General features: G+C 43.4%; 14 protein-coding genes. 4 read left to right on the forward strand and 10 right to left on the reverse strand.

Going from position 1 to position 12,138, the window contains the following annotated elements; translation table 11 throughout:
• Window positions 1–358: 358 nt before the first annotated feature.
• The 3 genes from C509_RS26240 to C509_RS0118800 all read right to left on the reverse strand — a co-directional run bounded on the left by C509_RS26240 (window position 359) and on the right by C509_RS0118800 (window position 2,523).
• Entirely contained in the window at window positions 359–574 is a 216-nt protein-coding gene (locus tag C509_RS26240; protein ID WP_169509260.1) for a hypothetical protein, read from the reverse strand.
• A 181-nt stretch (window positions 575–755) separates the two neighbouring features.
• On the reverse strand, window positions 756–1,556 hold the full coding sequence (locus tag C509_RS0118795; RefSeq protein WP_018708477.1) for an SDR family NAD(P)-dependent oxidoreductase: 801 nt from the start codon (window positions 1,554–1,556) through the stop codon (window positions 756–758).
• A gap of 13 nt (window positions 1,557–1,569) precedes the next feature.
• Window positions 1,570–2,523, reverse strand: coding sequence for an MBL fold metallo-hydrolase (locus C509_RS0118800; RefSeq protein ID WP_018708478.1), 954 nt, complete (start codon window positions 2,521–2,523; stop codon window positions 1,570–1,572).
• 432 nt (window positions 2,524–2,955) lie between these two features.
• Here C509_RS0118800 and proC point away from each other — a divergent pair, with 432 nt between their 5' ends.
• Window positions 2,956–3,783 (forward strand): pyrroline-5-carboxylate reductase, encoded by an 828-nt coding sequence (gene proC / locus C509_RS0118805; protein ID WP_018708479.1) that lies wholly within the window; start codon window positions 2,956–2,958, stop codon window positions 3,781–3,783.
• 83 nt (window positions 3,784–3,866) lie between these two features.
• Complete coding sequence (namA, locus tag C509_RS0118810; protein ID WP_018708480.1) at window positions 3,867–4,883, forward strand: NADPH dehydrogenase NamA; 1,017 nt, start codon at window positions 3,867–3,869, stop codon at window positions 4,881–4,883.
• Between the two features lie 129 nt (window positions 4,884–5,012).
• On the opposite strand, the gene rnz is transcribed toward namA, so the two are convergent.
• Window positions 5,013–5,936, reverse strand: a complete 924-nt coding sequence (rnz, locus tag C509_RS0118815) for a ribonuclease Z (protein ID WP_018708481.1) — start codon at window positions 5,934–5,936, stop codon at window positions 5,013–5,015.
• A gap of 107 nt (window positions 5,937–6,043) precedes the next feature.
• On the opposite strand from rnz, the gene C509_RS0118820 reads away from it, so the two are divergent.
• Window positions 6,044–6,499, forward strand: a complete 456-nt coding sequence (locus C509_RS0118820; RefSeq protein WP_018708482.1) for a YueI family protein — start codon at window positions 6,044–6,046, stop codon at window positions 6,497–6,499.
• Here C509_RS0118820 and C509_RS0118825 read toward each other — a convergent pair whose 3' ends face one another.
• From C509_RS0118825 to mce, 4 genes are read right to left on the reverse strand one after another with little or no spacing between them, the layout of a single operon-like run.
• Window positions 6,500–7,714 carry a DNA polymerase IV gene (locus tag C509_RS0118825; RefSeq protein WP_018708483.1) on the reverse strand — a complete coding sequence of 405 codons (1,215 nt, stop codon included), beginning with the start codon at window positions 7,712–7,714 and terminating at the stop codon, window positions 6,500–6,502.
• 14 nt (window positions 7,715–7,728) lie between these two features.
• A complete protein-coding gene (locus C509_RS0118830; protein ID WP_018708484.1) occupies window positions 7,729–8,850 on the reverse strand; it encodes a M20/M25/M40 family metallo-hydrolase in 1,122 nt (373 codons plus the stop codon).
• A gap of 18 nt (window positions 8,851–8,868) precedes the next feature.
• Entirely contained in the window at window positions 8,869–10,419 is a 1,551-nt protein-coding gene (locus C509_RS0118835; RefSeq protein ID WP_018708485.1) for an acyl-CoA carboxylase subunit beta, read from the reverse strand.
• Window positions 10,420–10,833 (reverse strand): methylmalonyl-CoA epimerase, encoded by a 414-nt coding sequence (gene mce / locus C509_RS0118840; RefSeq protein WP_026319969.1) that lies wholly within the window; start codon window positions 10,831–10,833, stop codon window positions 10,420–10,422.
• Window positions 10,834–10,943: 110 nt separating this feature from the next.
• Between mce and prli42 the strand changes: the two genes are divergently transcribed.
• Window positions 10,944–11,048 (forward strand): stressosome-associated protein Prli42, encoded by a 105-nt coding sequence (gene prli42, locus C509_RS26245; protein WP_306419638.1) that lies wholly within the window; start codon window positions 10,944–10,946, stop codon window positions 11,046–11,048.
• 59 nt (window positions 11,049–11,107) lie between these two features.
• Here the strand turns inward: prli42 and C509_RS0118850 are convergent, their stop codons facing one another.
• Together C509_RS0118850 and C509_RS0118855 are read right to left on the reverse strand one after the other, a co-directional pair.
• Window positions 11,108–11,611 (reverse strand): L,D-transpeptidase, encoded by a 504-nt coding sequence (locus C509_RS0118850; protein WP_018708488.1) that lies wholly within the window; start codon window positions 11,609–11,611, stop codon window positions 11,108–11,110.
• Between the two features lie 80 nt (window positions 11,612–11,691).
• A complete protein-coding gene (locus C509_RS0118855; protein ID WP_018708489.1) occupies window positions 11,692–12,129 on the reverse strand; it encodes a BrxA/BrxB family bacilliredoxin in 438 nt (145 codons plus the stop codon).
• Window positions 12,130–12,138 lie beyond the last annotated feature (9 nt).

A 12,138-nucleotide genomic window follows, 5' to 3' on the forward strand; every position in this document is an offset into this window, starting at 1 on the left:
CCTTATCAATCAATATAATACATTGACGTTTCGTCTGCCGGCTAAATTCGATACTCCTCATTTCATCCCCTATCTACAGGAACGTTTCTGCTTGTAAAATACAACTTCCACAGTATTGTTCAGTGGCATGCTTCAAACAGAACAAACCCTTCCTCTATCTAAAAGAGAAAGGGTTTGTTCTTATCTTGTTTAGTATGACCATTTTTTGTCATCGTCAATCCATCGATCATTTTTCAACTCAAATGACGTATAATCATCGTGGAAAACAAAGTAAGATGGTAAGTTCAACGCTTTCCCACCGGCTTTTTTCCAACATTCACTAAACCAGTTAGTAAAAACTTTTGTTCTTGCGGAATTATTAGATCTTCGTTCTGTTCGTAAAAATCGAAAAAAAAAAGTCTAGCTGACTATCTTTCAATTGATAGTATTCAATTTCTGGAAATACTTCTATACTTCCTGCAAAAACCGTTTCATCATCTGCTTCACAGAAAACTTCATTGGCTTCCTTGTCCATTGAAAACATTCTAATTGATAATTCAAACCTTGTAGGTTCAATAAAAGCAGTGAAATCCAATAAATCTATATCGGCAGAAAATTTATTTTCAAATACCTTTTAAGGTTTCCAACTAACAAGTCGGAAGGTTTTTCAAGGTTGGATTTAATCGAACTAATGTAATTTTCGATTAAAAACATAAATAAATCTCCACTCCATTAAAACTTTCCTGTAAAAATCAATTTTATATATTCAATATACTTTATTTTTTAAAAAACGCTTTTTTGCCAAGACGTTCGACAAGCCGCGGGAATAAGGTATACAGAATGCTTCCTGCGTTCATCCAGCCAGGCAAGTTGATCTCCCTTCGGTTCATCAGCATGGCTTCCACAATTTTTTCAGCCACCTTTTCAGTGGACAGTATATACCGGCCAAGACTTTTGACGTAGTTTCCGCTCGGATCTGCGCGGTCAAAGAAATTCGTCGCCATCGGTCCCGGATTTACGGCGGTCACAAAAATACCATCTTTGGCAAGTTCCATCCTCAAGCTGTTTGTATATCCCAAAACCGCATGCTTCGTTGCTGAATAAACACTCGATTTTGGAGTGGCAAGCTTTCCTGCCTGAGATGAAATATTGATGATATGCCCGGATTTTCTTTGCCTCATATAATTGATCACTTCTTTTGTACAGACAATCAGACCGACGACATTGACCGAGAACATCCCCTTGACATCCGCTGCTGTCACATCTTTCGCCTCGGAAAATACTCCATACCCGGCATTATTGACCAGAACATCAATGTACTCAACTCTTTCAATTATGTCTCGAAAAACCGCCGGAATATCTTCATGCCTGGAAAGATCAAGTTGTAAGGGCAAACAGTCCACACTGTATTTTTCGCTGACGTTTTCAGCCAGTTGCTCCAGCTTTTTTTGATTACGGGCAAGCAGTACAAGATTTGCACCGCTTGCCGCACACCTGTGAGCAATCTGCTCTCCCAGGCCGCCCGATGCCCCGGTGATTACTACTGTTTTCCCTTTTAAACGTTCATTTTTTCTCATCGTCCGCACTCCATCACGCTGAAAAATAAGCCGTACCGTTATCGTTAATCTGCTTTGTAATCGCTTCGGTTGATAAAAGATAGTCAAGCTGTGCCGTCGTTTCAGACAACGTCAAGCCCAGTTGTTTTTCGTAAACGGCGGGAAACAGAATTTTTGTCAGTTCAAATGTTGTCAGCGGTTTTTCCTTCAACAGCTCCAACACTTGCATGGCACGGTCATGCTGCCTTGAAATTCGGCGCTCAATGAGCTCATGAGCCTTTTTCACCTCAGATCCATGGCCTGTAAAGACTTCTCGGATTTCCACATCAAGCATTTTTCGAAGCGACTTGTTATATTGAAGCTGCGGCTTTGGGCGGTCCTTCGAAGGATCAAGAGAAGGCTCAAGCAGCGGATTGGAAGAAATGGTTGCAAGGATGTGATCCCCTGCAATCAGCGTTCCGTTATCTCCTCGGTAAAAAGCCAAATGGCTTTGAGCATGCCCCGGTGTTTCGAACACCGTCCAGTTTTCGAAGCCCGGAATGATATCCCCCTCTTCAATTTCATAAGTAAGCGCGCGTATAGCCGAATACCGGAGAGGAGACTTTAAAGCTAAAAGCATTTTCGCAAAGTCCCCCTCCATCCCAAATTCAGTGAACAGCTGACTGTAAAATTGATCATAAAATTTTAGAAAGTCCTTGTCCTTTTCAATCCAGGGGCGGACGTACGGATGTCCATATACGGGAATATCTTCCGGGAGCCATTCGAGCAGCCCTACATGATCCGGGTGATGGTGGGTCAATACTACTTGTTCAATATCCCTAGGCTCATAGCCGACTTCCTTTAATTGCTGTTTAAATGTCTCCCATGCCACTTCGGTTTTGACACCTGCATCAACCAAAGTCAGTGAATCTCCTTTGACAAGATATACATTAACATCACCTACAGAAAACGGTGTAGGCAAAACCAGTTTCATTATTTTTTCGTCCATACCTAATCCCTCAACTTTTTATTTTAAAAAAGAGTTCATAACATAAGCATGTATAGTTTATCGACTTTTGCATAAAATGTCATTATATTTGGATAGAAAATAGGGAATTGTTCATCCATACCCCTTGACAATTTTGCATTCTGTCAGCATAATCATATATAAACTTGAGCTAAAAAAGCGATGATCGGGATCAGTAGATAAGCAAATGATGAAAGAGATTGGGGTCCAGCGGCTGGAAGGCTCCATCATCCACTAACTTATCGAACCTGCCCATGTGAGCTGTCAGCCAAAACTGACCGTCCCCCTGCGTTACAGGGTTTGAGATAACTGCCTTCGTTGGCGGTTAATAAAGGTGGTACCGCGAAAGTCAACCCTTTCGTCCTTTGATGGATGAAAGGTTTTTTTGTTTTTTAATATATGGAGGGAAAACACATGAAGATTTCATTCATCGGAGCAGGATCCATGGCAGAGGCTATTATTGCTGGGTTAATCGAAAAAAATATTTGCCGGGGTCAAGACATCTTTGTCACCAACCGCGAGGACCGGGAGAAATTGGGACAGCTTGAACGCCGTTACGGAATCCAGTCGACATATGACATGGAAGGTTTGATCAAAAATGCCGATATGGTCATTTTTGCAGTAAAGCCGAAAGACGCAGATTCTGCCCTTCAGAAGATCCAGCCATACATCCAATCGGATACATTTTTCATTTCAGTCATGGCAGGAATATCCATCGCATTTATGGAAGAAAAATTAAAAGTGCCATGTGCTGTTGCAAGAGCAATGCCGAATACATCCGCAAGCGTAGGTAAATCAGCAACAGCCGTTGCTTTCAATCAGTATGCTTCCGTCAACCAAAGGGAACTGGCAGCCACTGTGTTTTCTTCAATTGGAATAACAGCCGTAGTAGAGGAAAACAAGCTTGATGCTATTACAGCCCTTTCCGGGAGTGGACCGGCTTATATCTACTATGTTGTTGAAGCGATGGAACAATCTGCTCGGGAGATCGGCCTTGATTCAAATATGGCAAAGGAGCTTATTCTTCAAACACTGGCGGGTGCCGCAGAAATGTTGGGTACCTCAGACTGCCCTGCCTCAGAACTGCGTAAGGCTGTAACAAGTCCGGGTGGAACAACGGAAGCCGGCATTAAGATACTACAAAAGAACAACGTAGAAGATGCCTTCATCCAATGCATCAAGGCAGCAGCGGAACAGTCAAAGCGCCTTGGACAAATCCATGACTCAAAACACTTAGTCTAATGCTTGAATCTCGCTGCTGGGTTTCTTTTTCTCCATCTTGGTATAATAATGAATGACCAAATGACGAAAGGGGCTTCTACTGAATGACTGTAAAATTATTTGAACCATATGAGATAAACAATATTACATTAAAAAATCGAATAGTCATGTCGCCCATGTGCATGTATTCTTGCCATAATGAAGACGGCATGGTCAATGATTGGCATTATACCCACTATACCAGCCGCGCCGTCGGGCAAGTCGGTTTGATTATCGTGGAGGCCACCGCGGTCACTCCTCAAGGAAGAATCAGTCCGCAAGATTTGGGAATTTGGAGTGATGATCATGTAGAGGGGTTGACAAAGCTTGTCGGCATGATCAAAGCACATGGAGCTAAAGCAGGCATACAAATCGCCCATGCAGGCAGGAAAGCTGAATTAAAAGGCGACATTCTGGCTCCTTCAGCCATTCCTTTCAACGAAAAAATGAAAACGCCGAAAGAAATGAGCATCACTGATATTAAGGAAACGGTCGAATTCTTTAGAAAAGCAGCGGAACGAGCCAAGAAAGCCGGTTTTGACATCATTGAAATTCACGGGGCTCATGGTTACCTTATTAATGAGTTCCTATCTCCAATAACTAACCATCGAACAGACGAATACGGCGGGTCCATGGAAAACCGCTACCGCTTCTTAAAGGAGGTTATTAACGAGGTTAAAACGGTATGGAACGGCCCTCTCTTTGTCCGGGTTTCAGCCAATGACTATCTAAGCGAAGGTCTTGATCCATCCGATTATGTAACGATAGCCAAATGGATGAAGGAAGACGGGATTCATTTGATCGATGTCAGTTCGGGAGCTGTGGCTCCGGCGAAAATCTCAACATATCCTGGTTACCAGGTGCCATTTTCCGAAAAAATTAAACGGGAAGCAGACATCCCGACAGGATCTGTCGGTTTGATCACAACAGGGATTCAAGCAGAAGAAATATTGCAAAATAATCGCGCAGACCTTATTTTCTTAGCACGTGCCCTTTTGAGGGATCCGTATTGGCCAAGGAACGCTGCAAAAGAGCTCGGCCATGAAATCGAGGCTCCGGTCCAATATCAACGGGGTTGGTAATTTAGAAGCGAAACGATGTTGACTAATCGTATAAGGAAATACGAAGGCTGCTAGGCGATGGAGCTAGATTAGAAAAACGAGGGCGACGCTTCGCACCTTCAAGAATTTCATGTAAGAAAAGCCATACCTTCAATTAAAAGGTATGGCTATATTTGTAAAATCTGAAACCACTTTAGAATCGGAAAAGATTGTACGTGCTTCTTTCTCTAGGCGATTCCAGTCTTCTTTAGCATATCTGGAGCTGATATGGGTCAGGCAAAGCATGCCTACATTCGCCTCACGGGCAATTTCAGCTGCCTGCATGGTGGTGGAGTGGAAATATTCCCTTGCCATTTCTTCATTTTCACCTGAAAAAGTGGATTCATGGACTAACAGGTTGGCATTTCTAGCAAGTTCAACAGCATTTTTACACGGTCGTGTATCCCCCAATATGGCAATAACACGGCCTTTCTGAGGCGGTCCAACATAGTCGCTTCCATGGATGGTTCTTCCATCATCAAGCTTGACAGTCTCTTCTTCTTTCAGCCTTTTATATATGGGACCTGGAGGGATTCCCTCTTCCCGAAGCTTTCTTGCATCAAGTGTCCCCTGCTTGTCCTTTTCGGTAATTCGGAATCCGTAACTTGCAACGGCATGATCCAAAAGCAATGCTTCAACCTTAAACTGGGAATCTTCGAATAGCAGGCCATCACCATACTCAATGATAGAGAGAGGATACTTTAAGTGTGTTTCGCTTATTTTAAGCGATACCTCGAGGAATTGCCGAATTCCCCTCGGTCCATATACAGTCAGCTCCGTTGTGCCGCCCTGAAATGAGCGGCTGCCCAATAAGCCCGGCAAACCGAAAATGTGGTCCCCGTGAAGGTGGGTAATGAATATTTTTTCGATTTTTCTTGGTTTTAATGACGTATGAAGGATTTGGTGCTGCGTTGCCTCTCCGCAGTCAAATAACCAAACCGCATTTCTTTCTTCCAAAAGCATTAAGGCCAGTGCAGAAACATTCCGCAGTTTCGCGGGAACTCCAGCACCTGTGCCGAGAAACAGAAGATTCATAAGCTCGCCCCCTTCTATCTAATGTACATATTAATGGGGTAAAACAACGGACGGCGTCATTCACCCGACCCATTTCAGTCGAATATACTATCGCGGAGGTGTTGCTCGTGAAACGCGCCAATCTTGAAGATTATCTGGAAAAAGGAATGTACGGCCCGAAGCAGACTAAGATTGAGGAACGGAAGAAGTTTCTCGGTACAATCAGGGAAAGGATAGTCGTCGCGCTCACTAAAAGTCAGGTCATGGAACCAGGCATCTATCCCGAGGTTGAAAAACTGATGAACGAACATCCGAAAACAATCCTTTTGCTCAATGGAGAACTGGGGTATACCTTTCTGTCTGATTATATAAATAAGGCTCGCCAAAATAATATACCCTTTTCCATTGTAAGGGATAAAGACCATTCCACAGATATCGGGCTTGTTCTTACTTATCAGCATGCCATTGATAAAGAAGAAATTTATATCCAAAAACTGCCGTCCAAATACTCTGGATCAAAAAAGAATTCCAAGAGTAAAAAAGCTCCCTTTTCTTTTATTAAGGGTATGTTTAAAAGGAAATGATCAGGATTTCTTTTTATTTTCAGGATGGGGCGACTCCGCACCTGTACGCAGAATTGATGAGCCGTACTTCTTTTTCATCTGATCGATGGCTTCGTAAAGCGGCTCTTTTTTTGCCACTTTTTCATAGGAGAACAAACTAAGCTGTTCAAAGGAATGATCCGCTTTTAAAAGGTCTTGTCCCGTGATTCCCAAAAGGCGAACCGGATGACCATTCCAGTTTTTTATAAATAACGTCTTGGCTGCCTTGAAAATATCTCGTGCCTCAACGATCGGGTTTTCTAGCATACGGCTTCTGGTAATAGTTTCACGGTTTTTATATTTGATCATAACAGAAACATTTTTTGTCACATACTGCTTCCTTTTCAGCCTGGAGGCTACATTGTCTGAAAGCTTCTCCAATACAGAAAGAAGTTCGGATTGATTGGAAATATCCCTCGGCAAAGTAATCGAACTGCCGATGCTCTTTTTAACAGCAGCAGCGTCTGGATCGACTTTCCGTGGGTCTATCCCGTTTGCCCGTTCCTTCAGCCTGATTCCGTGGATGCCTATTGCTGATTGGAGCTGCAAATCATTGGCATGAGCAAGGTCTCTGATCGTTTTCACATGAATCAATTCCAGTTTTTTTGCTGTTTTTTCACCAATCCCATGCATTTCAATCACCGGCAATGGCCACAGAACAGCCGGTACGTCCCTTTTCCTTAATATGGAGATACCCAACGGCTTTTTCATATCGGATGCCATTTTCGCCAGGAATTTATTCGGAGCTATCCCAATGCTACATGGCAGATCAAGTGTTTTCAATAAATCTTTTTGGATCATTTCAGCTATCTGAACTGGTTTGCCCAAGTCTTGGCAATCCGTAATATCAACGTACCCTTCGTCAATTGATACAGGTTCGACAAGATCACTGTACTTTCTTAAAAGGTCGAAAATGGCTTGTGAAACAAGCCGGTAGCGCTCGTGATTCGGTTGTTTGACGATGAGCTTCGGACAAAGCTTTTTCGCCTCCCAAAGCTGCATCGTCGTTTTGACACCGTATTCGCGTGCTTCATAGCTGCATGTGACAATAATCCCTTTTCTTTGTTTGGCATCGCCAGCAATCGCCAAAGGCTTTCCTTTCAAAGAAGGGTCATTAGCGATTTCCACCGAAGCGAAAAAGCTGTTCATATCTACATGAAGAATTACCCGCCCCATTTTCGGATAGAATTCCTTCATCTCTTCATCAATCCTTAATTGTCTGCCACTTCTTCTATTACCGCAACAACCATTTCAGTCAGCTTGTTCAATTCCGCGATTGGCATCCGTTCATTCGTTGTGTGGATTTCTTCATATCCGACACCTAAATTGACAGTTGGAATGCCGAATCCCGCAATGATATTTGCGTCGCTTCCGCCGCCGCTAGCCAATAACCGCGGTTCGCGCCCTACTTTATGAGCAGCCTTTTTAGCAATTTCTACGACATGGTCACCATCTGAAAATTTAAAGCCTGGATACATAACTTGAATCTCAACATCTGCGCTTCCACCCAATTCTTTTGCAGTTGCCTCAAATGCCTTTTTCATTTTTTCTGTCTGAGCGATCATTTTTTCCTCAACTAATGATCGAGCTTCCGCCAGGATATCGACACGGTCAGCAACGATGTTTGTCGCTTTGCCGCCTTCGAACCTCCCTATATTGGCTGTCGTTTCCTCATCGATCCTTCCAAGCGGCATTTTTGCAATGGCTTTGGCGGCAATGTTGATGGCCGATACGCCTTTTTCAGGAGCGACTCCTGCATGCGCAGTTTTACCATGGATCACTGCTTTTACTTTTGCTTGGGTTGGAGCGGCTACAATGATATCCCCAACAGGGCCGTCACTGTCCAAAGCAAAACCATATTCTGCTTTGACAAGTTGGGAATCAAGAGCTTTAGCACCGACTAAACCAGATTCTTCTCCTACAGTGATGATGAACTGAATATCTCCGTGCGGGGTGCCGTTTTCTTTTAATGTCCTAATGGCTTCCAGCATGGCGGCAAGCCCTGCTTTATCATCCGCACCCAAAATCGTCGTCCCGTCTGTCACAACATATCCGTCTTTAATGGATGGGTTCACTTGGTTGCCTGGAACAACCGTATCCATATGTGATGTAAAGTAAATAGGAGCTACACCGTCCTTTGTTCCTTTTAGGGTGCAGATTAAATTACCAGCTCCATGTCCCGTTTGTTCCTTCGTATCGTCCTCATATACTTCCACGCCAAGCTTTTGAAATTTTTGTTTGAGCAACTTGGCTATTTCTGCCTCGTTTTTAGTTTCCGAGTCCGTTTTCACCAATTCAAGAAATTCATCGAGCAACCGTTGTTCGTTGATCATGTTTACTTCTCCTCCCGTCTATAATGGAATATTTCCGTGCTTTTTTTGGGGTCTATCATCTTTCTTATTATGCAGCATTTCCAGAGCTTGTATCAATTTCAGCCTTGTTTCTCGAGGGTCAATGACATCATCCACCATTCCACGGGCAGCCGCTACATAAGGGTTCGCAAATTTTTCCCGGTAATCTGTAATTTTTTGTTTCCGTATCTTTTCTGGATTTTCACTTTGCGCAATTTCACGGGCAAAGATAATGTTTGCCGCTCCCTGAGGTCCCATAACCGCTATCTCTGCATTAGGCCAGGCAAAAACCAAGTCGGCGCCGATCGATTTGCTGTTCAATGCTACATAAGCACCGCCATAGGCTTTTCTCAATATGACCGTAATTTTCGGGACAGTGGCTTCTGAATAGGCATAAAGGATTTTTGCCCCATGCCTAATAATGCCTCCATGCTCCTGTTTCACTCCTGGAAAAAAACCTGTGACATCCTCAAACGTTATGATGGGAATATTAAAGGAGTCGCAAAAACGGATGAACCTTGCCGCTTTATCCGACGAGTCGATATCTAGTCCCCCAGCGAGAAACTTGGGTTGATTACAAACGAGTCCGACCGCTTCCCCACGGATTCTGGCAAAACCAATGACGATATTTTTGGCGAATTCCTTCTGAACTTCAAAAAAGGAATTGTCGTCAACCACTTGATCAATGACCGCACGGACATCATATGGCCTTACAGCATCATAAGGTACAGTATCTGCCAAATCCGGCCTTAGCTCATCTCCGGCAATCCATTTTTCCCTTGCAGATTTTTCCTGATTATTTTGGGGGAGATAAGAAAGAAGTTTCCTCACCATAAAAAGAACCTCTTCTTCGCTACCCGCCCGAAAATGCGCATTTCCACTGAATGTATTATGTACCTTGGATCCACCCAGATCTTCTGATGAAATTTTTTCACCTGTAACAGTCTCTATCACTTTGGGCCCTGTAATAAACATTTGGCTTGTCTTATCAACCATAAAAACGAAATCGGTAATAGCAGGGGAATATACAGCTCCTCCTGCACATGGCCCCATTATGACAGAAATTTGAGGAATCACCCCCGAATATATGGCATTGCGATAAAAGACATGGCCATATCCGTCAAGTGATACGACACCCTCCTGGATTCTTGCGCCACCAGAGTCGTTCAGTCCGATGAAAGGTGCTCCATTTTTTGCAGCCAAATCCATTGCTTTAGCAATTTTTTCAGCATGCATTTCACCGAGCGCACCGCCAAACACGGTGAAATCCTGTGAAAAAAGATAAACAGGTCTGCCGTTGATCTTTCCGTAGCCGGTGACCACTCCATCGCCCGGATATTTCATTTCTTCCAGGCCAAAATCTGTAGAACGATGTTCAATGAAAGGATTGAGTTCTACAAATGTGTCTTCATCCAAAAGCAGTTCGATCCTTTCCCTCGCTGTCAGCTTTCCCTTTTCATGCTGTTTTGCAATCCGTTCGTCTCCCCCACCAAGCTCTGCTCTCCTGCGACGATCATACAAATCATTGATCTTTTCGTATATATCCGTCACTCATTTCTCCTCCATGTGTAATTTTTCACATAGTTCAAACAAGACTCCATGACCGGATTTCGGATGCATAAACGCGACACGTGACTGGCCGGCACCTTCTCTTGGTATTTCATTCACCATACGGATACCCTTTTCCTTTAGCTCTGATATCCGTTCTTGTATGGAATGAACGCCAAATGCAATATGATGGATTCCCTCTCCGCGTTTTTCAATGAATTTTGAAATCGGGCCATTTTCATTAAGCGATTCCAAAAGTTCTATTTTCACATTGTTCGCATCAATAAAAGCGACACGTACTTGCTGAGATTGTACTTCCTCAATGTCTATACAGTGAAAACCGAGCGTCTCCGTATAGAACACCAATGCCTCGTCAATAGATTTGACTGCTATGCCGATATGATCCACTTTTTTCATGCGTTTGGCCTCCGTTCCAATGATTCCTCTCCTTGCACCAGATTCATTATACATGCTTGTCTCTTTAAAATATTCCATATAAAATAGAATGTAAAGTGAAGAGATAAGGAGTGAAGAAGTTGACCAACAAAAAAATCCAACGACTGATCATATACTTAATGCTGTTTGCCATGATTGCCACCACAGTAATGGCCGGATTGTCATTTATGTTATAAATGGAATAAAAAACAGAACATCCCATATAGAAAAAGGCCCTGCTGTTTGGCAAGGCCTTTTATTGAGCTCCGGCTTCGCTGGCCAATTGTTCAAAAGACTTATCAGAATACGTAATCAATATTTTAGTTCCTGACGATACATGCTCGTACAGGCTCTCCAGGGACCTTTTTGGAAGACGGATGCACCCTTCAGACACATACTCCCCAATTGAATGGGGCTGATTTGTTCCATGTAAGCCATAAATCCTCCCGTCCGTTCCTCTGGCGTCAAAGCCGATCCAGCGCGATCCAAGCGGATTTCGTGGGTCTCCCCCCGGAATATTTCTTTTTCGGTAATACGGATTTACCGCTTTTACCGTTACTGTGAATATTCCTTCAGGGGTAAGATCATTCGTTTTCCCAGTAGCAACCTTTGTCCGCAATCGGATTTCGCCATGGTCAAGCCACACTAGCTCATTCGTTTTCTTATTAATGATGATTATAGGATCGCCAGGCAAAATTTCCGCATCGAACGGCCAAAATGGAGAGCCGGCCAGTAGAAAGAAAATCAAAAAAACGCGCACGTTCTTCACCCTTTTTTATTAGTTTGGTTATTGGGGTGAAATCTGATTCATACTTAGCCGGCTCATCCGTGCCAAAAAGATTATACTTCCTCGCAATACTGCTCAAAATATTGCTGAAGCTTGTTTACCACTGACATTGGATCATGCCCTTCAATTTCATGACGTTCAACCATTGTACAGATTTTTCCATCTTTCAATAAAGCAAAAGATGGAGAAGACGGTGGATAATCAGTGAAGTAACTTCTCGCCTTGGCCGTTGCTTCCCTGTCCTGTCCAGCAAATACCGTAACAAGATGGTCAGGGCGCTTATCATAGTGAATTGCATGCGCTGCTGCAGGACGGGCCACTCCTCCGGCACATCCACATACGGAATTGATCATAACCAAGGTTGTCCCTTTTCTTGCCAAAGCGACTTCCACTTCTTCCGGTGTTTGAAGCTGCTCATATCCAGCCTGTTCCATATCTTCACGGGCCTGGCGCACGATATCGTTGACATATAAATTAAAATCCATGCTCATCTATTTTTT

The organism is Siminovitchia fordii DSM 16014 = CIP 108821, assembly GCF_000374565.1.
GTDB lineage: Bacteria > Bacillota > Bacilli > Bacillales > Bacillaceae_C > Siminovitchia > Siminovitchia fordii.